The 25748-nt window shown below is 70.6% G+C and carries 27 protein-coding genes; 16 read left to right on the top strand and 11 right to left on the bottom strand.

All coding sequences use genetic code 11. The features are described 5' to 3' along the window. The first annotated feature begins 425 nt into the window (after window positions 1-425). On the top strand, window positions 426-1043 hold the full coding sequence (locus tag ACIQHQ_RS28890) for a CGNR zinc finger domain-containing protein (protein WP_402617095.1): 618 nt from the start codon (window positions 426-428) through the stop codon (window positions 1041-1043). Here ACIQHQ_RS28890 and msrA read toward each other — a convergent pair. Further along, window positions 1040-1549 (bottom strand): peptide-methionine (S)-S-oxide reductase MsrA, encoded by a 510-nt coding sequence (msrA, locus tag ACIQHQ_RS28885; protein ID WP_402617093.1) that lies wholly within the window; start codon window positions 1547-1549, stop codon window positions 1040-1042. The genes ACIQHQ_RS28890 and msrA overlap by 4 nt on opposite strands. Before the next feature lie 173 nt (window positions 1550-1722). On the opposite strand from msrA, the gene ACIQHQ_RS28880 reads away from it, so the two are divergent. After that, entirely contained in the window at window positions 1723-2061 is a 339-nt protein-coding gene (locus ACIQHQ_RS28880; protein WP_402617090.1) for a hypothetical protein, read from the top strand. A 527-nt stretch (window positions 2062-2588) separates the two neighbouring features. Here the strand turns inward: ACIQHQ_RS28880 and ACIQHQ_RS28875 are convergent. Beyond that, complete coding sequence (locus tag ACIQHQ_RS28875; protein ID WP_402617088.1) at window positions 2589-3041, bottom strand: ATP-binding protein; 453 nt, start codon at window positions 3039-3041, stop codon at window positions 2589-2591. 221 nt (window positions 3042-3262) lie between these two features. On the opposite strand from ACIQHQ_RS28875, the gene ACIQHQ_RS28870 reads away from it, so the two are divergent. Beyond that, complete coding sequence (locus ACIQHQ_RS28870; protein ID WP_352114909.1) at window positions 3263-3628, top strand: STAS domain-containing protein; 366 nt, start codon at window positions 3263-3265, stop codon at window positions 3626-3628. 247 nt (window positions 3629-3875) lie between these two features. Here the strand turns inward: ACIQHQ_RS28870 and ACIQHQ_RS28865 are convergent, their stop codons facing one another. From ACIQHQ_RS28865 to ACIQHQ_RS28855, 3 genes are all read right to left on the bottom strand, one after another. Next, window positions 3876-4775: an alpha/beta hydrolase gene (locus ACIQHQ_RS28865; protein ID WP_402617084.1), complete on the bottom strand. Its 900-nt coding sequence runs from the start codon at window positions 4773-4775 to the stop codon at window positions 3876-3878. 586 nt (window positions 4776-5361) lie between these two features. Then, a complete protein-coding gene (gene rph, locus ACIQHQ_RS28860) occupies window positions 5362-8037 on the bottom strand; it encodes a rifamycin-inactivating phosphotransferase (protein ID WP_402617081.1) in 2676 nt (891 codons plus the stop codon). A gap of 385 nt (window positions 8038-8422) precedes the next feature. Continuing rightward, a complete protein-coding gene (locus ACIQHQ_RS28855; RefSeq protein ID WP_402617078.1) occupies window positions 8423-9274 on the bottom strand; it encodes a helix-turn-helix domain-containing protein in 852 nt (283 codons plus the stop codon). Between the two features lie 111 nt (window positions 9275-9385). Here ACIQHQ_RS28855 and ACIQHQ_RS28850 point away from each other — a divergent pair, with 111 nt between their 5' ends. The 4 genes from ACIQHQ_RS28850 to ACIQHQ_RS28835 all read left to right on the top strand — a co-directional run bounded on the left by ACIQHQ_RS28850 (window position 9386) and on the right by ACIQHQ_RS28835 (window position 11445). Beyond that, window positions 9386-10465, top strand: coding sequence for an amidase (locus ACIQHQ_RS28850; RefSeq protein ID WP_402617075.1), 1080 nt, complete (start codon window positions 9386-9388; stop codon window positions 10463-10465). Then, window positions 10459-10818: an amidase family protein gene (locus ACIQHQ_RS28845; protein ID WP_402617072.1), complete on the top strand. Its 360-nt coding sequence runs from the start codon at window positions 10459-10461 to the stop codon at window positions 10816-10818. The genes ACIQHQ_RS28850 and ACIQHQ_RS28845 overlap by 7 nt, the downstream gene beginning before the upstream one ends. 149 nt (window positions 10819-10967) lie before the next feature. Next, on the top strand, window positions 10968-11198 hold the full coding sequence (locus ACIQHQ_RS28840) for a hypothetical protein (RefSeq protein WP_402617070.1): 231 nt from the start codon (window positions 10968-10970) through the stop codon (window positions 11196-11198). Window positions 11199-11322: 124 nt separating this feature from the next. Continuing rightward, window positions 11323-11445, top strand: a complete 123-nt coding sequence (locus tag ACIQHQ_RS28835; RefSeq protein ID WP_402617067.1) for a hypothetical protein — start codon at window positions 11323-11325, stop codon at window positions 11443-11445. A gap of 464 nt (window positions 11446-11909) precedes the next feature. Here ACIQHQ_RS28835 and ACIQHQ_RS28830 read toward each other — a convergent pair whose 3' ends face one another. The 3 genes from ACIQHQ_RS28830 to ACIQHQ_RS28820 form a co-directional block, all read right to left on the bottom strand. After that, entirely contained in the window at window positions 11910-12032 is a 123-nt protein-coding gene (locus tag ACIQHQ_RS28830) for a hypothetical protein (protein ID WP_402617065.1), read from the bottom strand. Between the two features lie 7 nt (window positions 12033-12039). Beyond that, window positions 12040-13152, bottom strand: coding sequence for a DNA alkylation repair protein (locus ACIQHQ_RS28825; RefSeq protein WP_402617062.1), 1113 nt, complete (start codon window positions 13150-13152; stop codon window positions 12040-12042). A gap of 82 nt (window positions 13153-13234) precedes the next feature. Further along, a complete protein-coding gene (locus tag ACIQHQ_RS28820) occupies window positions 13235-13531 on the bottom strand; it encodes a hypothetical protein (protein ID WP_402617060.1) in 297 nt (98 codons plus the stop codon). A 1537-nt stretch (window positions 13532-15068) separates the two neighbouring features. Between ACIQHQ_RS28820 and ACIQHQ_RS28815 the strand changes: the two genes are divergently transcribed. The 3 genes from ACIQHQ_RS28815 (at window position 15069) to ACIQHQ_RS28805 (ending at window position 17309) form a co-directional block, all read left to right on the top strand. Further along, window positions 15069-15833, top strand: a complete 765-nt coding sequence (locus ACIQHQ_RS28815; protein ID WP_402617057.1) for a restriction endonuclease — start codon at window positions 15069-15071, stop codon at window positions 15831-15833. A gap of 601 nt (window positions 15834-16434) precedes the next feature. Then, window positions 16435-16776 (top strand): hypothetical protein, encoded by a 342-nt coding sequence (locus ACIQHQ_RS28810; protein WP_402617054.1) that lies wholly within the window; start codon window positions 16435-16437, stop codon window positions 16774-16776. 107 nt (window positions 16777-16883) lie between these two features. Beyond that, window positions 16884-17309 carry a DUF6003 family protein gene (locus ACIQHQ_RS28805; RefSeq protein WP_402617051.1) on the top strand — a complete coding sequence of 142 codons (426 nt, stop codon included), beginning with the start codon at window positions 16884-16886 and terminating at the stop codon, window positions 17307-17309. Between the two features lie 383 nt (window positions 17310-17692). Here ACIQHQ_RS28805 and ACIQHQ_RS28800 read toward each other — a convergent pair whose 3' ends face one another. The 3 genes from ACIQHQ_RS28800 to ACIQHQ_RS28790 all read right to left on the bottom strand — a co-directional run bounded on the left by ACIQHQ_RS28800 (window position 17693) and on the right by ACIQHQ_RS28790 (window position 20573). Beyond that, on the bottom strand, window positions 17693-18364 hold the full coding sequence (locus tag ACIQHQ_RS28800; RefSeq protein WP_402617048.1) for a hypothetical protein: 672 nt from the start codon (window positions 18362-18364) through the stop codon (window positions 17693-17695). Between the two features lie 305 nt (window positions 18365-18669). Continuing rightward, window positions 18670-19875: a glycoside hydrolase family 64 protein gene (locus ACIQHQ_RS28795; protein ID WP_402617045.1), complete on the bottom strand. Its 1206-nt coding sequence runs from the start codon at window positions 19873-19875 to the stop codon at window positions 18670-18672. 98 nt (window positions 19876-19973) lie between these two features. Next, window positions 19974-20573: a DUF998 domain-containing protein gene (locus ACIQHQ_RS28790; RefSeq protein WP_402617042.1), complete on the bottom strand. Its 600-nt coding sequence runs from the start codon at window positions 20571-20573 to the stop codon at window positions 19974-19976. Window positions 20574-20711: 138 nt separating this feature from the next. Here ACIQHQ_RS28790 and ACIQHQ_RS28785 point away from each other — a divergent pair, with 138 nt between their 5' ends. From ACIQHQ_RS28785 to ACIQHQ_RS28760, 6 genes are all read left to right on the top strand, one after another. Next, complete coding sequence (locus ACIQHQ_RS28785) at window positions 20712-21710, top strand: anion permease (RefSeq protein ID WP_402617039.1); 999 nt, start codon at window positions 20712-20714, stop codon at window positions 21708-21710. Window positions 21711-21728: 18 nt separating this feature from the next. Beyond that, window positions 21729-22343: a hypothetical protein gene (locus tag ACIQHQ_RS28780; RefSeq protein ID WP_402617037.1), complete on the top strand. Its 615-nt coding sequence runs from the start codon at window positions 21729-21731 to the stop codon at window positions 22341-22343. A 27-nt stretch (window positions 22344-22370) separates the two neighbouring features. Further along, window positions 22371-23192: a DUF817 domain-containing protein gene (locus ACIQHQ_RS28775; RefSeq protein WP_402617034.1), complete on the top strand. Its 822-nt coding sequence runs from the start codon at window positions 22371-22373 to the stop codon at window positions 23190-23192. Between the two features lie 105 nt (window positions 23193-23297). Next, window positions 23298-24128, top strand: a complete 831-nt coding sequence (locus tag ACIQHQ_RS28770; RefSeq protein ID WP_402617031.1) for a PP2C family protein-serine/threonine phosphatase — start codon at window positions 23298-23300, stop codon at window positions 24126-24128. A 60-nt stretch (window positions 24129-24188) separates the two neighbouring features. After that, window positions 24189-25190, top strand: coding sequence for an MASE1 domain-containing protein (locus ACIQHQ_RS28765; RefSeq protein WP_402617028.1), 1002 nt, complete (start codon window positions 24189-24191; stop codon window positions 25188-25190). 41 nt (window positions 25191-25231) lie between these two features. Further along, complete coding sequence (locus ACIQHQ_RS28760; protein WP_402617026.1) at window positions 25232-25735, top strand: molybdenum cofactor biosysynthesis protein; 504 nt, start codon at window positions 25232-25234, stop codon at window positions 25733-25735. Window positions 25736-25748 lie beyond the last annotated feature (13 nt).

Here is a 25748-nt window from a genome sequence, read left to right as displayed (position 1 = left end):
GGGGGGAACGCGAGGGAGCTCCACGGCACGCGCGAGAACGGCAGCACCGGCCGCTGTGGTGGCCGGGGCGCTGGTGACGAGGGTGGTGTCGGCAGGCGGCCAGCCGGCGCGAGCCGCCGGCACCGCCGCGCGCGACCGGACGGAGACCGGAGCGAAGACGAAGCCACCGGCGACCCTCACGCCGATGTCCGGTGAACCGGCCGTCGGCTACGACAGGGTGGCTCGGCCCGTGGGAGGCGAGGGCCGGAAGGGGATCGGATGCTCGGTGCGGCGCGAGGGCGGTCGCACGCATGTCGTCCCGCGGGGCGCCCTGCGCCTGGCCGCAGACGGGGTGCCCGGCCGGCGGCTCTTCGGCGTCCCGAGGGCACCACCCGAAGCGGTGACGCTTCTTGCCTCACAGGGGAGTCACTTGTCAAAATGGTGACGTGCAACTTGATCACGTTTTCGTCTGCGGACACCCCGCCCTCGACTTCGTGGCCACTCTGCGTGCCCGGCGCTCGACACGGTTCGAGATGCTCGTGACGCCGGAACGCCTGAACGCCTGGTACCTGGAGTCCGGGCTCGTGGACACGATCACACCCGGCAAAGAGGAGGACGTCCGGGAAGCGACCACCGTGCGCGAGGTGATCTACCGACTCGTCACGAACCGTCGCCTGGGTGAGGACTTCGACCGCGAGGCGCTCGCCGTGCTGAACGCGGCAGCGCGCAAGACGCCCCCGACACCGCAGCTCACCCTGACCGGCCGGCACACCGACGCGACGCCCGAACAGGCCCTGGCCACGGTGGCCCGGCGGGCGGTCGAACTGCTCAGCGGCCCGGACGTCCCCCTGCTGAAGGAGTGCGGCAACCCCGAGTGCACGCGCGTCTACATCGATCGCTCCCGCGGCATGCGGCGGCAGTGGTGCGGCATGGAGTCGTGCGGCAACAAGATCAAGGCAGCGGCGTATCGCGCACGGAAGAAGACCTCACCGGAACGGAGTGGAAACGACGCGTGGCCGGGAAGGGCGAACACCCTTCCCGGCCACGTCGGCGCTCCGCGCTAACCGCGCCTGGGGAGCCGCCAGTTCGGGCGCGGGAAGTGGCAGGTGTAGCCCTCCGGGTACCGCTGGAGGTAGTCCTGGTGCTCCGGCTCGGCCTCCCAGAACGCACCGGCCGGCACGACCTCGGTCACCACGGGGCCCGGCCACAGTCCGGACGCCTCGACATCGGCGATGGTGTCCTGCGCGACGCGCCGCTGCTCGTCGTCGAGGTAGAAGATGGCGGAGCGGTAGCTCATGCCGATGTCGTTGCCCTGCCTGTTCCTCGTGGTCGGGTCGTGAATCTGGAAGAAGTACTCCAGGATCGCGCGATAGTCGGTGGCGGTCGGATCGAACACGATTTCGATCGACTCCGCATGCTTTCCGTGGTCACGGTAGGTGGGGTTGGGCTTGCCATCGTCACCGCTGTAACCGACCCGGGTGCGGATCACCCCGGGAAGCGACCTGATCAGCTCCTGCACGCCCCAGAAGCAGCCGCCGGCCAGCAGCGCCCTCTCTTCGACATCGCTCATGGCGCTCACCTTTCTTGTCCGTGTTCGCCCACGCGGCACCAGCCTCGCACATCAACCGTCCCCTGTAATCACCATCTTGACAGGTGACGAATCGATCCGACCATTTCGCTACGGACGGCGACGACGGGGCGTCCGGTCCGCTCATCGTCGGAACGCCTGAAAAGGGGTTGGTCGTGCTGAGCGACAACGGTGGACGCGAGCGACTGGCGACCGGTGCGGTCTCGGCACGCACGGCCGGTCCTGTTCTTCCGGTCGTCGCCCCCGCCAGCCCGCGCTGCGCGGCTCCGCCCTTGACGCCGCCGCGCTCCGCAGCGTCCTCGACCACCACCCCCGAGAATGCCACCAGCGCCGCGTGGAAGACCAAGCCGATCTGGGACATCGTCACCACCCGCGACCGCAACACCCACGCCACCGTCCAGCGCTTGATCACCGAGCGTGCCTACCCGCACGTCACCGAGGCCGCCGTCTCCCACTCGGTCGCCACTCCCCTCCCCACCTCGTCGCCGATGTGATCGAGCGGGCCGCCCGCGCCCGGTCCGCCGGCACCCCGGGAGCCCACTCACCGTCCGGAGAACGACCGTCGGCCGGCGCCCGTGAGGACGCCGGCCGGACCGAGGCCCGCTGTTCGGCGGATCAGGCAGCCGGGCGGTCTTCTCGACGATGGAGGAGCGAATGCCGACCGTGCGGGCCGGTGATTGCCGGCGACGCCGTGGACCGGGCCGAAGAGGCCCGCCCGATAGCGGCCTCGTTCGCTCGGCGCGGTCCGAACGCTCTGGTGCCCCAGCTCATGCATCCGGTGTGCCGGCAGATGCCGGAACCGAGCCCCGCACAGGCGGCGAACGTCGTGGTCGACACCTTGCTACGGTGCCTCGGCACGCCCTGACAGCCGCGCGGGACCCCCCGGGCCCTGCCCCTCGAGACGGTCGGTCCGCCCGGACGCGGCGACTCGGCTCCTGCGCAGACAAGGCCTCCATCACGATCACCCCACTCGGCGAGAGCGGCTCAGAAGGTGACGGAACCGGCCTGTCGCATCGCCCGGCTAGGGTCCGGCCACCCCGTCGCGGTCTGCCGCCACCTCGCCCCGTGGGGCGCCGCCGGGGCTGTCTGCGAGAGCGATGCGGGCGGTGATGCGTTTGCCCACCGGCTCGCGCTGTATCTCGAAGTCCTCGACCACGGCCTTCACGATCTCCAGGCCGTGCTGGCCGATCCTGCTGGGGTCGGCGGCCCGGGCTGTGGGGACCGTCGGGTCACTGTCCCAGACGATGACTTCCACGCTGCGGGCGGTGACGCGCAGTTCCAGCAGGACGGGCCCGGGAGCGTACTTCCGCGTGTTGGTCACCAGCTCGCTGACGACCAGCTGGGTGAGATCCCTCGCTCGGGCGGAGACGGGCAGGTGATGGCCGTCACTCGCCTGATCGAGGAAGGCGACGGCGTGATGTCGGGCGTCCGCGATGCAGCTGTCGTCTCCCCCCAGCGCATACGCGGCACGCATGAGGTACTCCTGCGGCGCTGTACAGCCGTCACCGTCGACATCAGGTCCCACTGGCCTCGCCCTCACTCCCCGTTCACGCGCGCCGGTACCCCGTTTCGCCACCCCGCATGCCGCGAAGGTGTTGTTCGGCACAGCCGCTCAGGTGCATCGGGCCGGGGCGGTGGGGCAGAATCATCCGCGCACGTTCTGACCGGGCAAGCCTAAGCACATTTGAGGAGACGGTGACCCACATCGAGGAAGCGGACCGGCCGGGCCGGCTCCACGCCGAACACCGCATGGCGGGAGACATCCGTGTCGTGACGCTGCGGGGCGAGATCGACCACGACGTCCAGGACGTGCTCAGCGCAGCCCTGCTCATCGACGACGGGGCGGTGCCGCCGCGGATCGTCGCGGATCTCAGCGGCGTGACGTTCATGGACTCCAGCGGCATCAACGTCTTCGTCACCGCGCACCAGCAGGTGAGCGGCGCGAACGGGTGGATGCGCATCGCCGGGGCCCAGCACTCCGTCCTGCGTGTGCTGCAGCTGGTCGGCGTCGACACCCTCATCCCCTGCCACGACACCACTGAGCAGGCCCTGAGCGCCTGAACCGCGTGCCGTGGGCTCTGGGCGGCGGCGTCACGCGGGCCGCGGGCCGCGGGCCGCGGGCCAGGATCGCCGCCCGGCTCCCTCCATGAGCTGCCGGGCGGCGGTCGGGCCACAGCGGTGGCCGGCGCCCTGCCACTCAGCCGAGGGACAGGCCCGTGCGACGGCCGGCTGGACCCTTACCCGAGGTCCGGTCGTCGACAGAAGAAACGCGCATTTCCTTCCGGTCCGACAGGCGTCGTCGAACGAGTCAGTCGTGTTCCGCTCGGTCGTCATGCCAACCGGTACTCCGCCAGAAGCCGAGCAGGGCCGCCGCGAGGGCCTCGGGGGCTTCTTCGGCCATGTGATGGCCGGAGTCGATCGGGCCTCCTTCGAGTCGGTCGCCCACCCAGTCGCGCCAGACTTCCAGCACGTCGCCGTAGAGATCGACCATGTCGTCATGGGTGGCCCACAGCACCTGTAGAGGACAGGTGATGCGCCGCCCGGCCCGCTGGTCGGCGTCGTCGTGCTCGCGGTCGACGCCGAGGCCGGCGCGGTAGTCCTCACACATGGCGTGCACGGTGGCCGGATCATGGATCGCACGTCGGAAGTCCTCGTACGCCTCGGCGCCCATCTCCTCGCTCGTGGCGCGGTACCAGGCGTCGGGGTCGGCGTTGATGATGCGTTCGGCGGGCTTGTCGGTCTGCCCCAGGAAGAACCAGTGCCACCAGCTCGCAGCGAACCCCGCGTCGCAGCGCCGCAGGGCTTCCCCGATCGGAACGGCGTCCAGCACACTGGCGGTGGACACGGCCTGCGGGTGGTCCAGAGCGAGACGGGTGGCCACGTACGCACCCCGGTCGTGCCCCACCACGGCGAACCGGTCGTGCCCCAGGCGGCGCATGACCGCCAGGCAATCGCCGGCCATGGCGCGCTTGGAGTACGGACGGTGTTCCGGGTCGGAGGCGGGTTTGCCGGACTCCCCGTAGCCGCGCAGATCTGGGCAGACCACGGTGAGACCTGCCCTGGCCAGCAACGGAGCGACGCGGTGCCAGGTCGCATGCGTACGTGGATGCCCATGGAGCAACAGCACCGCTGGGCCACTCCCCACGTGACGCACCCTCAGGTGGACGCCGTCCCCCTCGCACCGCGTCAGCTCAAAGCCGTCGAACACGTAGCCTCCCGGTCCTGGACGTCGCAGTCCTGGTGCCCCTGGGCACACCGTCCATGCGAGGGCCGTCCCTCCCGGCAGCCTGGTGGCCTCCGCGCGCTCCGGTCGATGATCTGGATCACGTGGGATGGGCCTCGACTGCGCCTGAGGAAGCAGGCGGTCGGACATCACGGGGCATGCCGCGCAGGAGCGGCCCCGCAGTCCTGAGGAGTACGGTCATGGCCAAGCTGCTGCACATCGACACCTCCCTCAATGGCGAGAACTCCCACTCCCGCAGGTGACCGCCGCGTTCCGCCGGGCATGGGAGAACGAGAGCCCTCGCCGCTCGGTGATCTACCGGGATCTCGACGCCGACCCGATCCCCCACCTGCGGGCCGACGCCTACTACGCCGGCTACACCGCCCCCGCCGACCGGTCCTCCGAAGAGTGGGCCGCCTTCACCCCTGCGGCCCAGCTGATCGAGGAAGCCGAGGCGGCGGAACGTGATCCTGTTGAGCGCACCGGTGTACGACTACTCGATCCCGTCCACGCTCAAGGTTTGGATCGACCACGTGTTCGCGCTGCGGAAGCGTCTTCCCGGCGGAGCCGGTCAAGGCAGGATCTCGATGTACCCGTCGGTTCCGTGGACGCGGATCCGCTGGCCGTCCCGGATCAGGCGGGTGGCCTGCTCCACACCTACGACGGCCGGCAAGCCGTACTCCCGGGCGATCACCGCGCCGTGGGTCATCAGACCGCCCACCTCCGTCACCAAGCCCGCGATGCCGACGAACAGGGGTGACCAACTGGGGTCCGTGTAGGCCGTGACCAGGACGTCGCCCGGCTCGAGATCGGCTTGCGCCATGTCCAGGATGACGCGGGCCCGTCCCTCGATGGTCCCGCCGGAAACCGGCAGGCCGACCAGGGCGCCGGCCGGCACGTCGTCGCGTCGGTAGGCGCCGTTGACGGTCTCGCCCTCCGAGGTGAGGACGCGGGGCGGGGTGAGCACGTGGTACGACCGGAACGCCTCCTTGCGCTGCTGGATGAGCTGGTCGTCCACCCGCTTCGAACGCACGACGTCGTGAAGCTCCTGGAACGTGAGGTAGAAGATGTCCTCCTTGTCGCGGAGCACGCCGGCCCGCACGAGGCGCTCGGCCTCCGCCATCAAGGCCTGCTTGTAGACGAAGTAGCGGCTGATGATGCCGTACTTGGGGTACTCCCGGTATCCGATGAAGGTCCGGACCCGGTCGATCATCTTCTTGGTCTCGTCCGCTTTGCTCTCCCCGTCGGGCAGGGCCCGCAGTCGGGTCAGCACGTCCTGTTCCTTGTTCAGCGCCCTCTGCCTGCCTTCCTCGAAGCGCCGCCCGGCCGCGCCCGGATCGAAGTTCCTGACGTTGTCGAGGATCGCCGGCAGGAGCGTGCTGGGGCGTTCGCGCCAGCGGGGCCGCGTGATGTCGATCTCTCCGACGCAGCGCATGCCGTACCGGTCGAGGTAGGCCTCGATGGCGTCGCGTGCCTCGGGCCCACCCGCGAGCTTCGCCAGCTCGTCGAGGAAGCCGTCGTCCTCGACGGTCTGCAGGAACGCCACCACCTCCGGATGGGGGCGGATCACGTCCGCGACGTCGAGCAGCTCCAGTCCCATCTCCGAGGTGATGTTGTCGGGGGCGGACAGCGTGAGCGTGTCAGCCGCGTTCTTCTCGCCCAGCCACTCGTGCAGTTTGTCGTTGAGCCACCACGTGGACTCCATCCCCGCCATGATCGCCTGGAAACTCAGCGGATCGGTGAGGACCCGCTTGTGCTCCTCGAAGGCCTCCCGCAGGAAGTCGAACAGCGCCGGTCCGCTCTTCGCGGCGATGTCACGCCGCAGCGCGGCGACGGACTTCTCGCTGCGCTCGATCAGCCGGGTGACGACAGCCGGATCGGTCCCGATCGGGGCGGGCGCGCCGCCGGCCGGGCGGCCGCCGGGCCCCGGGTCCGGGTCCGGGTCCGGGTCCGGGTCCGGGTCCGGGTCCGGGTCCGGGTCCGGGTCCGGGTCCGGGTCCGGGTCCGGGGCCGGGAGTGAGGGGACGAAGTCGTCCCGGTCGAGGACCGTCTCCAGGGCGTCCCTGGTCAACGGATCGGACCTCCCCACCAGATCCATGAGGTTGGCGCGGCTCGCGGGCGAGGACAGCGCGCGGGTGGCGTCGACGAAGAGCCTCCCGCCGGCGTCGCACATCGGCGCCATGGCCGTCAGCTTCCACAGGGAGAGCCCCAGGGGCTTCATGGGGTCGGTCATCATCTGCTGATGGCCGACGGAGACATAGACGTGATTCTCCGGGTCGTCGGTCTCGGGGATGGGGAACAGCGTCGTGATGGGCCGGCTCTGCACGATCCGGAAGCCGTCATCGGCCAGGCACCATTCGATGTCCTGCGGGCTGCCGAAGTGCGCCTCGATCCGGCGCCCGAGCTGTACCAGCCGTACGACCTGTGCATCCGTCAGCGTCGGCTGCTCCTGCTGCCGCGCGTCGACCGCCCTTGTCTGCGTGCCGCCTTCCGGCAGGGCGTGCACGGCACGCTCCTTGGCGACGATCGTCCTGGCGAGGACCTGGCCGTCCCGCACCTTGAAGACATCCGGGTTCACCAGGCCGGAGACCAGGGCCTCCCCCAGCCCGAAGCCGGCGTCCACGGTGGCGACCTTCCGGTTACCCGTGACCGGATCGGCCGTGAACAGGATGCCGGCCGCCTCGGCGAACACCATCTGCTGTACGACCACAGCCATGTTCACCGTGCGGTGATCGATGCCGTTGCGCCGACCGTAGGTCACGGCCCGCTCGGTGAACAGTGAGGCCCAGCAGCGGCTGACGTGCCGGAGGATCGCCTCCGGCCCCACGACGTTCAGGTACGTGTCCTGCTGGCCGGCGAAGGACGCCGTCGGCAGGTCCTCCGCCGTCGCGCTGGACCGGACGGCGCAGGCGGCCTGTTCGCCGAGCCGGGCGAGCGCGCGGGTGATCGCCCCCACGAGATCGCCCGGGATGGTGATCCCTTCGATGGTGCTGCGGATCTGCGCGCTGAGGCTTCGGGTCGCCTCCCGGTCGTCCGGGTCCAGGCGCGCCAGCTGCTCGAGTCGGTCCCCGATCGACGGCGCTTCCGCCATGATCCGCCGGAAGGCGTCCGTCGTCACACAGAACCCGTCCGGCACGCTCACGCCTTCGATCCGAGACAGCGTGCCCAGGTGCGCGCCCTTGCCGCCGACGGCCGCGATCTGCGTCTCGTCGACCTCGTGGAGGTCCCGCACGAGCTGCTCGGTCATCGCGACACCTCCGAGGCGGCCGTGCTCCGTCGTCCTGCACCTGCGGTTCGGATCAGCAGCGCCTCCAGCGCCGCCGAACCGCTGGTCGAGCAGGTCCTCATATTCAACACACGCACCTCGTATCCCCGTTTTCGCAGGTTGTGGCCTTGGCCGACGATTCTGCGCCCTGACCGGGGCCTTGCCGCAAGCCCCCCGATGCGCTATACCTTGGGAGAGGCAAGGAGATCTCTCTCCTTGCCTTCGGCTTTTTCCGGGGAGCCGTCCGGCCGGAGACGGCGCGGGCGCGTCCTCTCAGGCAGCCGCCTGGCCGCTGCGATCAGTGCCGCCGCTTCCACAGCCCGGCTCCATCGGGCGCCCTGCCCTCCTCCGGCTTATTGACGTCGCGTCACATCGGGGTGAGGTACGCGGGAGCGGCCCATGCGATGTCGTCGACCGCGAGCCACGGTGCACCGGCGACGGCTGTGGGCGTCGCCCCGGCGAAGGACCTGACATCACGGTGGAGATGCGACTGGTCGGCGTAACCGGCCTCCGCGGCCACCTGTGCGGCGCTGAGCCCCGCGGCGAGACGGTGGGCCGCGTCGTCGAAGCGGACGAGCTGAGCGGCACGCTTGGGGTTGAGGCCGATCTGGGAGCGGAATCGGGACCACAGCCGTTTGCGGCTCCATCCGGTCTCGGCGGCCAGCCGCTCGATCCGAATCCGCCCCCGGTACGCGACGAGTTGTCCCCAGGCGAATGCCACCTCCGGGTCGACCCGTCGCCCCGCTTCGCACCGGCGGGCGAGCACGGCCTCTGCGATCGCGAATCGGTCCTGCCACGAGCCGGCGAGGCGTAGCCGCTCCTGAGTGCGCTCGGCCTCGGGGCCCCACAGGTCGCGCAGCGGAACGACCGTACGGCCCACGTCCCCCGCCCCGCTCAGTGCCGCATGCGCGACCAGCGGCGACATGCGCAGTTGCAGACACTCGATTCCATGGCCGCGGCCATGGACGCCGTTGGGGGCGAGTCCGACGACGACACTGCCCTCCTGCCGCCCGCCGTCTTCGTCCTCGGCGGCGAGCGGACGGTCGCCGAGGTCTATGGCCACCGTGACGGCCGGGTACGGGACCACGTTCAGGTCGACGAGGTCACCGGTGCGGGCGCGGAATCCGGCCATGCTGATTCCGCGCAGTACAGGGGGCCGCGTCGGGGTGGCGATGTCCCATACCGCGGCAGCGTCAAGAGCCGGCTCGGCGGATCGCATGCGGCCAGAGTACGCGCGAACCGGGCGCGACATTCGTCCAAGACGCCGACCCGCGGCCGCGACGACGCTGACGGCCAAGACACTGTCCCGGAGCCGAAAGGATCGCTTGTGATGTCCTCGCCGATCGACCCCTTCACCCCGGCCGTCGAACTGGCCGCGGCCATTCGCCGCAAGGAGGTGAGCCCGGTCGACGTGGCCGACTGCTACCTGCGTCGGATCGACGAGCTCGACCCCCGGCTGAACGCCTTCTGCCATCGGGCCGATGACGACGTCCGCAAAGCCGCGGCCGATGCCGCCGATGCCGTGGCACGAGCCGCCTCACCCGACGATCTCCCGCCGTTCCACGGCGTCCCGCTACCGGTCAAGGATCTGGTCGACGTCGCGGGTTGGCCCACCACGCACGGCTCCGCCGGTGCCGACCGGACACCGGCCCCGGCGTCGGACCCGGTCGTGCGGCGTTTCACGGACGCGGGGTTCGTGCTGCTCGGCAAGACCACCACCTCCGAGTTCGGCGCGCTGCCCTTCACCGAGAACGAGGCGCTGGGTGTTTCGCGCAACCCCTGGGACCCGCGGCGCACGCCTGGTGGTTCCTCCAGCGGCGCGGGTGTGGCCGTCGCCGCGGGGATGGCGCCCCTCGCGCACGCCCAGGATGGCGGCGGGTCGATACGGATCCCCGCCTCGTGCAATGGTCTGGTCGGTCTGAAACCGACCCGCGGCCTGGTTCCCCATGCGACCGTCATGGTGGAAGGCCTGGCCACCAGCGGTGTGCTCACTCACTGTGTGTCAGACACCGCGGCCGCCCTCGACGTGCTCGCGAGTCACGATCCGGCAGCGTGGTGGTCGCCCCCGGCCCGGCGCGAGTCCTTCGCAGACGCGCTGGCGGCGGAAGCGCCCGCCGGACTGCGCGTCGGGGTGCTCACCGACTCGCCCGTCGCGGGCATCGCGGTGGACCCGGCCTGCACGACTGCCGTGGACCTCACCCTCCGCACGCTCGAAGCGGCCACCGCGTCGTCGACACCCGTCTTCCGCTGCCCTCGACGGACGAACTGGTCGGGGCGTTCACCACACTGTGGAACGTCGGCGGCGCGGGGATCCCGCTGGCGGATCCGGACCGTGTCGAGCCACACAACCGCGCTCTGCGTGACGCGGCACGCTCGGTCGACTCCTGGACCTACGCGGAAGCGGTGCTGAGGACCCAGCGGTTGTCGCGGCGCGTCGTCGAAGGCTTCCTCGCCGGCTTCGACCTCCTGGTCACTCCCACGATGGCGTGCCTGCCGCCGCCGATCGGCGCCTGGCGGGCGGGCACCGAGGAGGATCCGTCGGCGGCCCTGAGGAACAGCTACCCGATGGGGGTGTTCACGTCGCTGTTCAACGTCACGGGCCAACCGGCGATCTCCGTCCCTGTCCACCATGATCCCGCCACCGGTCTTCCCGTCGGCGTCCAGATCGTCGCGGCGCCCTGGCGCGAGGATCTCCTGCTCCAGGTGGCGCATGTGATCGAGCGGGCACTCCCCTGGGCCGGCCGCCGGCCCTCCGTCGGCTGACCGGACACGACAGCGCCCGCCCTGCCGATGCGTGCAGGGCGGGCGCCGACAGGGTCCGGTCCGCCGACGGTGTCGGCGAACGGCCGTCGTGTGCACGGGCGTTGGCCGTTCGGCGGAGACTGATCTCCTCGTCCCGGTAGCCTCACGCCATGGACCAACTGCCCGCGAGTGTGGACCACGACATCCTGGCGCACCGGAGCATCGCCGCGATCGCGACGATCCGCGAGAGGTGGGGCTGCACGGTTCATCAGGCACTCGACGCCTACGTGCAGCGCTACGAGGAACTCCGTCATGACCGCCCGGGCGACTTCGAGCCGGGCTCGGAAGAAGAGGACCGATCGCAGTCGGCACGCGGGGTGGGCGACGCCGAGAGCCCGTAGGTGAGGGCCGGGTGCCCGTGCTCAGGCGTTGGCGTGGCGACGCCAGGTCGTCCTCCGCGGAGCGGCATGGTGCACCGGCTCATCCAGGCGGTGAGCCTGCCGACGCCACAGCCAGAGCGACGTCATGGCCAGCAGGGCGGCGAAGACCACCAGCAACACCACCGAGACCCACATCTGCCGGCTTCCGGGGGCGTCCCACCCCGCCGAAGCAGCCGTGGCGGCCCACAAGACCGCACCCCCGGCGTAGAAGGTGCGCATCCTGCGCAGCTGCCGCAGGGCTCGTACGGATTCAGCGTGATCATTTTCCGAGGCCATGCCGACGCAGGTACCCCCGATCCACGATCCCTATCAACCTTGGGCGCGTCCCTTCGCGCAGGGCTGGCCCGAAGCACGGTGAGCACGCGCGCGCTGTTCGGCACCCATGAGCTGCGGCCGCCCCTTCCCCTCAGGTGCACATCTGGCGGCGCCTGGCCATTTCCGCTCGGAGCGGCCCTCACCACCGTGGCAGACCGGCCCGGTATTCGATGTGCTTCCTCTCCTGGTCAACGCCTGTTCGACGCGGTGTGTGACCGCTCTGCCCGACGGCGGCGAGGACCACCTGCCCACCCCGCACCGGGGTGGCCGAGGCGACCAGCCGGCATCCGGCGAGGACTGACCGGCCGCGACCTTCACTGTGCGAGCTGATCAGGATGACCCGGGCAACGCCGACGGTCACCGGTGGCGTTCGAGGAGGTAGGGCTCGTCGAGTCGTACGTCGTCGGTGCGGTCGCGTATGTCGGTGAGGAGCCAGTCCAGCAGTTCCGGGGTGGCGTGGTACTCGTCGTAGAAGCCCATGCGCAGGTCAGGATGTGTCCTGGTCGGTCAGTTCGAAGTCGGCGCGGGCTGACTCGACTCCATTGATCTGCAAGGAGATCGCGTGTCGCCCGGGGTGGTAACGGCGGGTCGTGATCGGCCGGAAGGAGTGCTCGCGGCCTACTTGGACGCGTTCCCCGGGCGCGAGGGTGCGGGTGGTCAGCTTGAACGTCTTGCCCGTCCGGCCGCCGTCGGCCTTGCGGTGGTACACGATGTAGTCGATCGTGAGCCGCGCCTGGGTGTCGCCGGTGTTGTGGATCGAAGCGGTGAAGCGGACGCTGCCGCCGAACGGGACGGTTCGGTGGTCCAGATGGGGTCCGTCGACCTCCAGCGCCGCGGGGGCGAAGCCGAGCAGTTCCAGTGCTTCGGGGTGGCCGCGCTTGACGAGGGTGCGCAGTCCGCGGCGCACGAGGCGTTCCGTGGCCGCGTCGGGATCGTCCAGCCAGCGGCGGGCGGTGGTGATGACGAGGTCGGGGTGGTCGCGGCTGAGGTCGTTGAGGTGGTTGGCGACCGAGCGGCGCACGGCGTCGCTCTCGTCCCGGTAGAGGGCGTCCAGGATGGGGACGGTTGTTCCGGGCCGAGCCAGGATGTCCGGCACCCGCACCGACCAGGGCAGGTAGGGACGGGTTCCTTCGGAGGCGAGCCTGCGTACGTCGGCGTCGGCCGAGCCCGTCCAGCCGCTGATGATGCCGAGAGCCCGGTCCAGGTCGTGCCGCAACAGTGTTCTGATGGCGAACTCCGAGGTGAAACGCCCGGTGAGGTCGGCGAGCAGCGTCATCGCGTCGTCGAAGGCGGGGTCGCTGCCGTCCTGGAGCGCGCGGGTGGCGAGAGCGCTGGTGACCGGCCAGATCAGCCATCCCGAGAAGTGCGGGGCGTTGTCCCGGGCGGAACGAATGGTGCGGGCCAGTGCCCTGTAGTCGCCGGGCAGGTCTGTCAGCAGAGCGTCTCGCAGCAGGTCGGCTCGTTCCCTGAGGGACAGCGGGGCGATCTGGTGCGGGGCTGCGCGCAGTGACGTGAGGTCGGCGTCCGGAGCGGCGCTCTGAACGGCGCGGATGAGGCTCTCAACGGTGTCGCGGCCGATGAGTTCGTCGGCGGATGGCATGCGGTCTCTTCCCTGTGGTGAGGGTGGTGAGCTGGTCCCGTTGTCGGTGGTGACATCCGCCCGCCGACCCGATCGTGGGCGGTCAGGGGCTGTCCCCGCAGTGGTAGAAGCGGCATGTCACGCCGGGGCCCGGTATGCGCGGCTCGTCGGGGCCGGGACCGTACAGCGCGCGACCGCCGGGGAACTGCCCGAGTTCGGTGGGCAGCGCGGCTCCCGAGTCCATGTCGTCCGGCGTCCACCCCGTGACGTCCAGCAGCAGTCCGTCCAGCGGCCCGCCGATGAGGTGGACGTACGTCTGCCCCGGGCGGGGGCCCGGGTCGGGGTCGTCGTGGTCATGGCCGTAGACCCGGCCGCGCAGCAGCTGCTCATCTCCGTTCATGAGTCCAGCCTTCCAGCCACCACTGACATCGGTACTCGTACGGGGGCTCCGGCGGTCGTGGCTCTGCCACTGCCTGGCGCCCCGCTGGGCTGTCTTCGCGTTGTTCTGCCCGACCGCCGGAGCCTGGTTCTCATGGCTCCGGCCGGGCGGACCATGGCCTGACAGGAGCTTGGCCAAAAGCCCCTTCACCGTTCTGTCCGAGCCACCGGGCCGACGCCACCTCCGGCACGGAGACCGATCGGCTGTAGGAGCATCAACGCGGGCGGTCCGTGGGCGAAGCCGACGGAGCACCTGCCCGGCGACCGGTCCAAGTATCCCGACGTGCCACACAACCAGCGGGTACGGGAGGGCTTGACTAAGCGAGCCAGAGGGAGCCGCGCCGATGACGCGTCGGCGGGATGTCCACCGAGTCCGCGGCATCGAGAGCGAGTCGGTCTCCGGCGGAATTCACCAGCTTCACCACGGTTTCCGCTTGGAGGCGCAGACGCTGCCGCTCCCGGCGTTCCTGCACTGCGGACCACTCGGCGACGGAGCGGTCCCGCTGGTACCGAGCGAACGAGTAGACCTCCACCGTGCGCCGGATCCTGCGAGGGCGGGGCCTTCTGGACTGTCTTGCCGCATCGGTGAGGCTGCGTGCGCTGTACCGGAGGTCGTACAGAACCACCGAATGCCAGGATGTTCCTGACGAGCGGTCATCGTCGCTCCGGCTCGGTGAAGGGGGAAGATGGCGGGCGGTGCGAGCCACGGGACTCCGTTCGCAGCAACCACCAGGTATCTCCTGGCGGGTTACCTGAAGCCGGTCGGTCCTGTGGAACGTGCGTTTCCCATGCGCGACACCCTATCCCGCCCCTTTCGCAGGCGCAGGCCGTCGTATGCCCGCACCTTCCGCCCCGGGCATCGACCGTGCCACGATTCCGGCATGGTTCTGATCCGAAAGGCCGATGCCGCGTAGGCGTCCCCAGGCCGTCCGCGCCGAGCGGTGGCGGCCGTGCAGGCACGTGCCGGTGCTCCGGATCCCGTCCGTGTCGGCTCGGACTCGCGCCGCGGTGCGGCGCGTTGAGGCCGAGCACCTGTGGCCGGACGCCGTGGCCCATGCTCTTCGGCGGTTCGAGTGCGCTTTCCGCCAGCCGGGGCGATACCTGACCGGCCCTTACGAGAGTCCCGGCATCGAGATCGAGGACGGTCGAGACGAATGGGAAGTGGCCCTGCGACACCTGCCGAGTGGAGCCCGGGCGGATCTGGGTCGTCTGGTGGAGCGCATCGACGCGGAGTTCGAGCGCCGTACGCTCCCGGATCCGGGGTGGGCGAGCGAGTGGACGGCGGGACGCCGGTGGTGGTGGCGCATCCGGGAACGGTGACGACGCAGCTCGGGAGGTCCGGTGACGGTCCGCGCTTTCCGTAGACGCTGGGCGCCTCCGGGCCGAACTCAGCGCTCCCGGCGGGGAAGCCTCACCTAGGACGTCGTGAGCGGTGAAGGTGGCGATCTTGGGAAGACGGTGGGAGTGATCTTGCCGTCGGTCCCAAGAGGGGGGATGTCGTGACAGCGCCTGTGCGCCGTACACGGTTCGTGAAAGGCCGGTATGGGTTCGATCTTCGATCGACCGCCCTGTTCTTCCTGTTCCTCGCCGTGGTCGTGTGCGTCCTCGGGCTCGCCGCCCGTGTGGTGGCGGATGCCGTCGAGCGGCGTCCTGCCTGGATGTTCGTACTGATAGCGGTGGGTGTCGCGGGATGCCTGGGCCTGCGGCGCCGGGTGCACGTGGCGAGGGCGGCCCGCCGGGCCGCGGCAGCACTCGACGAGGCGGCGAGGGAGGCTGCCGATGTGCTGGAGGCTCCCCCGGTGCCCCGCCGGCGGGCGGCCGTCGAGGTCACCGTCGACTACGACGCCCTGACGCCCGAGGAGTTCGAGGAGGCGATAGCCGCCCTCTGCGAACGCGACGGCTGCTCCGAAGTCGAAGTCGTGGGAGGCGCCGGGGACTTGGGCGCCGATGTCATGGCCGCGACACCCGACGGACGCCGAGTCGTCATCCAGTGCAAGCACTACGCCCCCTCCCATCGCGTCGGCTCCCAGGACCTTCAGCGTTTCGGCGGCACGTGCTTCACCGTGCACGAGGCCGACATCGCCGTGCTCGTCTGCACAAGCGACTTCACGGCCCCGGCGGTTGAGTACGCCGACCAGTGCGGGATCGTCTGCGTCGACAGGGGAGGCCTGGAGGCGTGGACCGAGGGCACCGGCCCCCGGCCCTGGGAGACCGCCCGGGGCGGCGAGGCACCCGGGTGGAAGACAGCCGGTGCCGAGTACTGAGGCGTGCCGGGCGGTGTGACAGGCTCGCGGCGTGAAACCTGTGCCGGCCCCCCCCGTTTCTGAACTGGGACGACGTGGACCCCGCCCGTCATCCCTTCGACGCGGAGTCGGTGGCGCGGGTGGTCCACTCGCTCGGGCCGCCCCGGTGTGTGCCGGTCCGGCCCGATGTCGCCTTCGCCGACCCGGTGATGACTGCCTGGAGTCGGGACGAGGCCGACCGGTGGGCCGATGCCATGTCACATGCCGTGGTGCGGCATTACGGCCGCTGGACCACGGGCTGGCGCTGGTCGCACGACGAAGGGGACTTCGAGGGAGGGCCGGTCGGGAACGTGTGCTGCCCTCGGGACTCGATCACCACCCCCGAGGGGACGCTCCCCCGCGTGGTCGCGGCACTGTGCGAATGGTGCGCCTGGCTCGAAGGCCTCGCCGGACGGATCGAGGCGTACCCCCTGGAGCTGGACACCGTCGAGGACAACCGGATCGTGTGGGAGCGGGCCGCCCGCAACCTGATCCAGGTGACCGACCGCACCGGATGCGGCAGCGGCCGGCACAGCCACTGCCACTGCCACTGCCACCAGGTGCTCAGCTGGTTCCTCGACCGTTGGTCCGTCGCATCCGACGTCGCCGAGAACTGGTCGACCGTGCCATCGGCGGGCGGTTCGAGAGCTGGACCGGCCCTGACGACGCGCTGGTCGACGATGTCGCCGAGCGGCTCGCGCACTCCCTGCGGCCGGAGGACAAGGCGCCGCCTCCCGAACCGCCGCCGGACCACCTCGAGCGGTGGCTCGCGGTGCGCGGGAGCGTGCCGTGGCAGCAGGTCCCGGACAGTGGCGCGGACGGACCAGTGGTGCCGTACCGCGACCGCGCGGCCGAGGACATCCCCCGATTCGACGCCATCGTGGACCCGGCCCGGGGCCGTGGCCTGCTCACCGCCCCCGTGTGAGCGCGTCTCCCATGCAGGGCCTGACCCGTTCGTGGTGATGTGGCGGTAATCCGCGCTCGGCGGGGTAGAGGGATGGCGATCAGCCACCTGTTGAGAAGGAGCCGCGGATGACCGACGACGCCTACTTGTTCCTGCTTGACGACGTGTCCGCGCCGCTCGGTGTGGCACCGGCCGCCGTCGGTGAACTCGCCTGCATGGAGACTCCCGCGGTTCGTGCCTGGCTCGACGCCCAGGGCAGCACGCCGACCTCGCCACACCTGCGTCTGCTCCCGCCGGAAGAGACGGCGGCCGTGCCCGAGGGGGCGGAACGACTGCCCGTCCCGCTGAGCGACGAGGAGCTCAACCGCCTCCGTCACCAGCTGGCACCGGAGCCGCTGGCCCGGCTGGAGGAGGAACTACTCGCCTACCGTGACAGTGCGGACGGGCGGGACGGTCTGATCGGACGCGCTCTGGCCGCCGGCGTGGCTCCGCACCGCATCGTCGAACTGACCGGCGTGGATCCCGCCACGGTGACCGACGCCGCGAGCCGTTGACGGCTCGGCGTCCCCTCCGCGCCGTCGAGCGGTCGGCCCCGCCGGGCAGGAAGCACCCGGCGGGACCGATCGGCGTGCGTGGTCGTGAAGGGCGGTCGCCTACGCGGCGAAAGGTCCTGCGGGGCTTCAGCCGAACGATCTCCCCCTGCGGGCGAGAGGTGAGGCCCGCGGACACTGTCTCCTACCCGACCACGCTCATCCCGACAGAGCCGGCCACATCGGCCTCGGGCTGCTTGCGCTCGTCTCCCCCGCGCCGGCCCGGGCGGTGACTCGGCACGGGCTCCTCCGCCCCGAACGCCGAGGCCGCTCGGTCCAGCGCTTGCGTGCCGGTGGACACGATGCGGGATGGTTCCGTCCGATCGAGCCCCATCACCGGGGCCGGATCAGCTGCCGCGGGTGAAGACCTTGTTCCGGGTGGAGCCGCCGGTGCAGAGCTTCTTCTCATCGGCCGTCATCTTGCGAGACTTGACCACGACCGCGCTGTGCTTGCCGTCGGTGCCGTTCGGCGCCGGCCCGGTGACGGTATCGGGCACGAACCAGTAGTAGTGGCCCCACTGAGGGTCGTCGTAGTGGGTCTGCCACGTGCCGGATATCTGCCGCATCACCTGGGCGCGGGAGATCCAGCCCACTTCTCCCGGCTTCACGGTCACGGTGAAGGAACTCGTCTCCGTGTGCGAGCTCTGCCATGTGTAGTTGTAGGTGGCGGTCACGCTGGCCGTGATGATGCCCTCGATTCCACCGCCCACGGTGACCGACCCTCCCACCGAATGGGAGGAGCCCACGGTGTCGGCCCAGGACATCGACTGGGAGGCGGGCGAGTCGGTGCAGTTGAAGAGCAGTTCGGAGACCTGGCGGGGTTCTCCGAGGTAGGCCTTTCCGAGTTGTGGGGAGTTGAAGCTGCACTTGCCCTTTCCGGAAGCGCAGTCGGCCATGATCTGCTCGGCGGTGGGCTGTTCCTCGGCCGCGGCCGGCACGGCCGTCGCGATCACCCCGAGTGCGGTCGCCGTCAGAGCGAGGGTGCGGCTGCCGTACCGCAGGGTGTGGTTCATGGTCATCGTTGGTGCCTTTCACCGGTGCGTGGGGGGAGAGTGGCCACAAGTGCCCTTGTTCCGGCAGGGCTTGTGGTCACCGGTCGATGTCCATGAGGCTCACGCAATCGACAGCGCGGCTACACCAAGAGTCGGCAAAGTTGTGATTGATTCCGGAATTGATGAACAGCCACTCATAGCCAAAGGAGTCCCGGCCGGGCGCGACCCACGGGCGAGTGCGGTGAAGCCGGCAGCGCCGCGACCAGTTCGCGGCGCCGCCGGCGAGGGGAGACGGAGGGGGAAGCACGCCCTCAACGACGTTCAGATATCCGTCAGTTGAGTGGGTCGAGCGTGAGGTAGGCCTGGCGCGGATTGCCGTCGTGCACCAGTGATTCATGGTGGCCCACGTCATCGAAGGCGAAGGCGTACGCCTTTCCGTCCACCATCTGGGCGTGGATCTTGCGCGCGTAGTGATTGGTGACGTTGTCCTTGTAGAAGTCGGCGGAGCTCGCATCGGGCTGATGGGCGTTGACCAGCAGGGTGGAGCGATTGAAGCCGGCGCACAAGGTGCGTGAGATCGGACCGCGTACCTGGTCGTTCGGGGCGTCGAGGTTCCTGTGACAGCCGAAGACCGAGGAGGCGTCCGGCTTCTGGAAGGTGGTGACCACGGCCCCTGCGCTGTTGGTGAAGTTCATGACGCCGCCGGAGACCCTGCCGTAGTACTTGATGCCGGGCTGGTCGGCGAACGGGGTCACCGTCAGAGTCGAAGTGGAGTACTTCTGCCAGACGCGGTTGATGTAGTCGTCCATGACGGTGGCCGGCAGCGCGCCGGTCTCCAGCCCGTACAGGGGCGACAGGGCGCGCAGCACGGTCCCGTCGGGGCGGGTCTGTATCAGGTTGGCCCAGCCTCCGGGCTGCCCCCTGAGGGCGCTGAAGAAGCCGTTGTATCCGCCGGGCTTGAGCCGCCCGGTGCTCACGGTGCTCCCGTCGGCTCGCTGCACTCCCACCGCGTACGGGGCGGAGAACATGTCGACCTGGGTGCTGTTGATCCAAAGACCCGAGTCGTTGAGGGTGTACTCCGACCAGTTGAAGAGGATGTTCCGGTTGGGGTCGGTCGGGTTCTGCACCGCGGGTTGGACCAGGCCTCCGGTGGTGAGCTTGAAGACCAGTTTCTGACCGTAGGAGAAGTACACCCGGCCGGAGAACTTCGGCATGCGGATGGTCGCCGACTGTCCTGCCGCCGGGCCCGGGATCGAGGCGTCGGGGGCGGGAGTCGGGGGGTTGCCGCCCGCCGGCCAGGGGTGGAAGGTGCCGCCCGCGTCGGCCCAGCCCTGCCGTCCGGTCGAGAGTTGTGTGCCGAGGTTGTAGATGTACAGCTGCTCGCCACGGGCCGAGTTGTTGGTGATCTTCAGGGGGATGGTCGCCGGGACTGCGGCGTGGGCCGGCACACCCGCTCCGGTCGCCAGCAGTGAGCCGGCGAGGACCGTGGCGAGGGACAGCCCCGCAGCCGTGACCCGGCGTCTGAGAGTTCGGAACACGCTCTGCCTCCGTTCGACAGTTGGCCGATAGTGAGTTCTGAGAGCGCTCTCAGAGTTCCGTCTTGGTCCGTACCTGTCAATGGCTGCGGAGCGCGCGGTCAGATCGGGGAGCCGTCGCGCAGGGAGGCGCGCAGGCAGGAGAGGACGACCACGAAGGGCCAGACCGACTGGAGGGTCGTCACCACGCGCTCGGCCACACCGGCCGCGCCGTGCAGGTGCAGCTCGATCAGGAACCAGGCCGCCCCGGCCGCCATCACGGCGGTGGCCCCCAAGGAGGGGAAGGGGCGCAGGGCCCACGGCGCGGCGGCACCGGCCCTGGCGGCCAGGACGGGCCATGCCGCGAGGACGGCGAAGCCCACGGCGGCCACGGAACCGTGACTCAGTGAGCCGCCGCTGCTCGGCGCCGGGACCACCGCCACCGCCAGCGCCGACACTCCCCCCGCCGCCAGCGCCATCCGTCCCGCGGTCGCGGCCGGACGCAGCCCCCAGGCCGTCAGCAGGTGGCAGAACCCCAGCGCGATGAACGCCGCCGTCATCACCCAGGAACCCGAGTTTCCGGGAGCCGCCAGGACGCTGATGGTCTGGGCGGCCGGGTCGTAAGGGGGGCCCTGGAGTGACGCCGCCACCAACCAGCCCATGACCAGGAAGACCGGTGCACACCCCGACGACACCAGCGCCCACATCGGAACGGATCGCATCAGGACACCGTAAAGCGGTGTATCCGCGTCACCGAGTGCCTCCCTGGAGTGCGCCCCGCGTGGCGTAGTCGCACCGTACGCCGGGCCGGGGGAAGCGCACGATGGAACCGTGCGGCCCGTGGCGGAAGGGGATCGGCAATGGAGCTCACTCTCGTGGTGCTGATCATCATCGTGGGCCTGACGTTCGACTTCACCAACGGCTTCCACGACGCCGCGAACGCGATCGCCACCTCGATCTCCACCAGGGCCCTGACCCCGCGCGTGGCACTGGCCATGGCCGCGGTGATGAACTTCTGCGGCGCATTCCTCGGGACCGAGGTCGCGCAGACCGTCGGCAGCGGCATCATCGGAGCGCCCGAGGCGACCTCGGGGCTGCTGCTGGTCCTGTGCGCGCTCCTCGGCGCCATCGGGTGGAACGTGTTCACCTGGTGGCGGGGGCTGCCCACCTCGTCCTCGCACGCCCTGATCGGCGGGCTGGTCGGCGCCGCGCTCGCCGCGTCCGCCACGGTGCACTGGTCGGGCATCGTGGACAAGGTCATCCTGCCGATGCTGCTGTCCCCGCTGGTCGGCGTGGTGCTCGGATACCTGCTGCACACCGTCGTCCTCTGGCTGTTCCGCCGTTCGGCACCCCGGCGCGTCATGCGGCGGTTCCGTCTGGCGCAGACCGTCTCCGCCGCCGCCATGGGACTGGGGCACGGCTTGCAGGACGCGCAGAAGACCATGGGGGTCATCGTGCTGGCGCTGGTCACGGCAGGCTGGCAGGACGACTTCTCGGTGCCGGTGTGGGTGATCGCCGCCGTGGCGGCCGCCATGGCGGCCGGGACGTACACGGGCGGGCGCCGCATCATCACCACCCTGGGGCGGCGCATCGTGCACCTCGATCCGCCGCGCGGGTTCGCCGCCGAGACCGCCGCCGCGGCCGTCCTCTACACGACCGCGTTCCTGGTGAAGGCGCCGATCTCCACCACCCAGACGATCACCGCCGCCATTCTCGGTGCCGGTTCCACCAAACGCTTCTCCGCCGTACGCTGGCAGGTGGCACGCTCGATCGGCACCGCCTGGATCCTCACGTTTCCCGGCGCGGGGGTCCCGGCCGCGGCGCTTTATCTCCTGCTGCACGCCATCACCGGTCAGTGATCACCGCCGGAGGCGTTCATGACCGCTCTTCCCGGCCGCAGAGCGTCCGCGGAGTCCCCCGCCGGGGCCCCGGACGGCCTTCCGGGGCCCGGGCGCTTCGCCCATCTGCAGCCCGCCGACGGGGCGTGCCTGATGGAGGCCGCCGCCCTGCTGGCCTCCGGCCGTTTCACCGACACTCCGGCCGGGACGCATCCCGCGCTCGCGGCCCTGGCCCGGGTGGTCAACGACACGGTGAGTGACGGCGCCCGGCACGCCTTGTGGCCGCTGGCCGCCGACCTCGCCGACGCCCGCCCGGCGGAGCGCGGCTACGGCCCGCTGCTCGTCGGCACGGTCGTGGACGCGGCGCGCCGGGTGTGTCCCGCATCGCGGCGTCTGGCGCGGCATGGCCGTGCGTGCCGCCGCAGGACGGAGCGACTCGCCCGCGCTCCCGCCGCCGGCCCGGCGGGCCGTGTCGCCGATCTGCTGTGGTGGCGGGGGCCGGGGCGTCGGCACCTCGAGCATGCCCTTCGGGTGCTGTGCGCCGCGCCGGACGCCGATGACCGGCTGTCCCTGTTGTTGCGCCAGGCCGTCGCCCAGGCGCGGGGCCGTGCGGGCGGGCGGGCGCCGAGCGGGGAGGTCCACTGCAACCGGTAGGCGAACCGGGCCGTCCTACAGGGCACCATGATCCCCGCAAGCATCACCGGCCTGCTGGCCGCACCGGTTCGTCAGCTGCTCGCTTTCGCCTGGACGCAGACGCGGGCCTGCGCGTTCGCCATCGCCCTGCTGTCCGGTGTGGCCGTGTCCGCGCTGCTGCCCGACCTGCCCGTGGCGCGATACGACCTGCTGGTCGTGTACGGCGTGCTGCTCACGCTGGTGTTCTGGGCGCGCGGCTGGGAGAACGGGAAGGATGTCGCCGTCATCGCGGTCTGCCATGTGATCGGTCTGGCCTTCGAGCTGGTGAAGGTGTCACTCGGCTCCTGGAGCTATCCGGAGCCGGCCGTGCTGAAGTTCGCCGGCGTCCCGCTGTACGGCGGGTTTCTGTACGCGGCCGTGGGCAGCTACGTGTGCCGGGCCTGGCATCTGTTCCATCTGGGACTGGAGCGCTATCGACCGCGTGCGACGGCCGTGGTCGCCGCGGCCATCTACGTCAACTTCTTCAGCCACCACTGGCTGCCCGACGCGCGCTGGGTACTGGCCGGGCTGCTCGTGGCCGTGACCATGGGGACGCGGGTGCGGTTCACGGTGCGCGGGGTGCGCCGGCGGATACCACTGGCGCTGTCGTTCGTCCTGATCGGGTTCTTCCTGTGGGTGGCGGAGAACCTGGCCACCTTGGTCGGGGCGTGGCGCTACCCGTATCAGCAGCACGGCTGGGAGCCGGTGGGTGTGGAGAAGTTCGGGGCCTGGGCATTGCTCATCAGCGTGACGTTCGTGCTGGCGGCGGTGGGACGGCGCACGGATTCCGAGGTGGGCGGGAAGCGCGGTGAGGGCAGCCGGAGGTCGTGAAGTCGTCGCGAAGGCCACCGCCTGAGTATCATCCTATGGATGTAAATCGGGTGATTTACCTCCTCGGGTCGTCACCCACCGTGGCCATCCTCGCCGGAGTGATCAATGTCCCGCACCGGCACGACGGACGACGGCGACGAGCTGCTGACCCGGCTCGGGGCCCTGACGGCGCAGGCACGTGCGCAGGCCGAGATGCAGCGGTCCCGGGTCGAACTGGCGATCGCGCTGCAGCGCGGCATGCTGCCGCGGGACCTGCCCCTCGCACGCCGGCTGCACCTGGCCGTGCGGTACACACCCGCCTGCCAGGGCCTCAACGTGGGCGGTGACTGGTACGACGCCTTCACCCTGGGCGACGGCCGGGTCGGTCTGTCCATCGGCGACGTCCAGGGCCACAACATCGAGGCCGCGGCCTTCATGGGGCAGGTGCGGGCCGGGCTGCGGGCACTCGCCTCGGTCACCAGCGATCCGGGCGAGGTGCTGGCGCGGACCAACGAGCTGCTGCTCTCCTTGGGCTCCGACCTGTTCGCCACCTGCACCTTCATGCGGCTGGACCCGTGTGCCGGGGTACTGGAGAGCGCACGGGCCGGGCATCTGCCGTGCGTCTGGGCCACGCCGGACGGGAAGTCCGGCGTCACCGAGGACGAGGGCGGTCCGCCCCTCGGGGTACAGGCGGGGACCCCCTATCCGGTGACCCGGTACGAGCTCGCGGCGGGCGGTGTGTTCGTGCTGCTCACGGACGGCGTCGTGGAGGGGCCCTCGATGCGGCTGGAGGAGGGACTCGACCAGGTGACGCGGCTCGCGAGCACCGCCGCGGTGGCGGGCATGGACGTGGACGCGCTCGCGGCAGCCGTGATCAAGGGTGCCGAGCGCGTGGGGCACGACGACGACGCGGCCGTCCTCGTGGTCGGCCTCGACGGGCCGGACGCTCAGCCATAGGGCCGCACGCGACCCGCTCCCGTCTCGCAGAGACGGCGGCCCCGGTGTCTCATGGCTGCTGTGGTGGGTAGCCAGGATCTGCGTACGCCGGTCGTCATCGCTCTGCAGACGCTGGCCGTCGCCGCCTGCTACTACGTGTCCGGCCAATTGGGGCTGCTTCGGGAACTGGTCGTCGAGGGGGCGGTCGTCACCCCCATCTGGCCCCCCACCGGCGTCTCGGTCGCCTGCCTGCTCATCCTCGGGCTGCGCTGCTGGCCCGGGATCGCCCTGGGCGCCTTCTTCGTCATCCTGTCCCTCACCTCCCCGACGCCGTCGACTCTCGCCGTCCTGGCGGGCAACACGGCCGCCCCGGTCGCCGGGTACCTGTTGCTGCGCCGGGCGGGTTTCCGCACCGACCTCGCGCGGCTGCGGGACGATCTCGCGCTGGTGTTCCTGGGCGCCCTCGCCGCCATGCTGATCAGTTCGACCACCGGCGCCGGAATCCTGATCGCCACGGGCAGGATCGAGTGGCCGAGCTTCTGGGCGGTGTGGCTGGCCTGGTGGGTGGGCGACGCGATGGGCGTGCTGATCGTCACGCCCATCCTGCTCCTGCTGTACCGCGTGCGCCTGCCGCTTCCCCTGGCGCGCTGGAAGGAGGCCGCGGGGCTCACGGTCATCGCCTGCTGCCTCGTGCCGCTGGCCGCGCAGAGCTCGGTCAGTCTGCTGTTCCTCGTCTACCCCCTGCTGATCTGGGCGGCACTGCGGTTCCAGCTGGCCGGCAGCCTGTTGTGCGCCCTGTTCGCCTCGGTCATGACCACGGTGGCGGCGACCGACCAGGCCGGGCCGTTCGAACGGCTCAGCCGGGTCGAGGTGATGATGAAGCTGCAGGCCTTCAACGGGGCGATGGCGCTCACCGCCCTGATCCTGTCGGCCGTGATCACCGAGCAGATCTACACGCGGCGTTCCGTGGAGCGTGCCTGCCAGGAACTGGTCGAGGTCCTGGAGCACCTCACCGCGGGCGAGACCGCGGACGGCCGGGCCCCCATGGAGGGCGGCGGGCCGGGGCGACGTCAGGAGGAGTGACGGACCGGGAGGCGCGGCCACCCGGACGTAGGGTGGGCGTCATGGCCGAGGTGGAGGTGCTGCAGCTGCTGGTGTCACCCGCGCACCGCCTGGCCGGGCGGCCTTCCGACGGGCCGGCCCCCGGTCCGCCCGACGAGCGCGTCACCCGGGTGGAGGTACGCCGTGAGCTGGGACTGGTCGGCGACCGCTACTACGCACACCCCGCCCACCGGAACGCGGCGGTGACCATCATGGCCTCGGAGAACCTCCCCACGGACGCCGACCTGCGGCACACCCGCCGGAACATCCTGCTCAGGGGTGTCGACATCGACGCCTGCGTCGGTGCGACGATCTCGCTCGACTGCGGCACCGGACCGGTGCTCTTCGCCGTGAAGTGTCCCGCCCGGCCCTGCGCGTGGATGGACGTGACCATCGGCCCCGGCGCACAGCGCGCCCTGCGCGGCCGGGGCGGTGTGCGGTGCACGCCCCTGAGCCACGGGGTGCTCACGCTCGGCCCGGCCACGTTCCGGGTCGTGGCCGGGGCCGGGGCCGACGCCGCGCCGTGAAGCACCCCGGAGC

The organism is Streptomyces sp. NPDC092370 (assembly GCF_044755265.1).
In the GTDB taxonomy this organism is placed as follows: domain Bacteria; phylum Actinomycetota; class Actinomycetes; order Streptomycetales; family Streptomycetaceae; genus Streptomyces.
The sequence above is the reverse complement of the archived record's forward strand: the minus strand, read 5'-3'. Positions and strand labels throughout refer to the sequence as shown.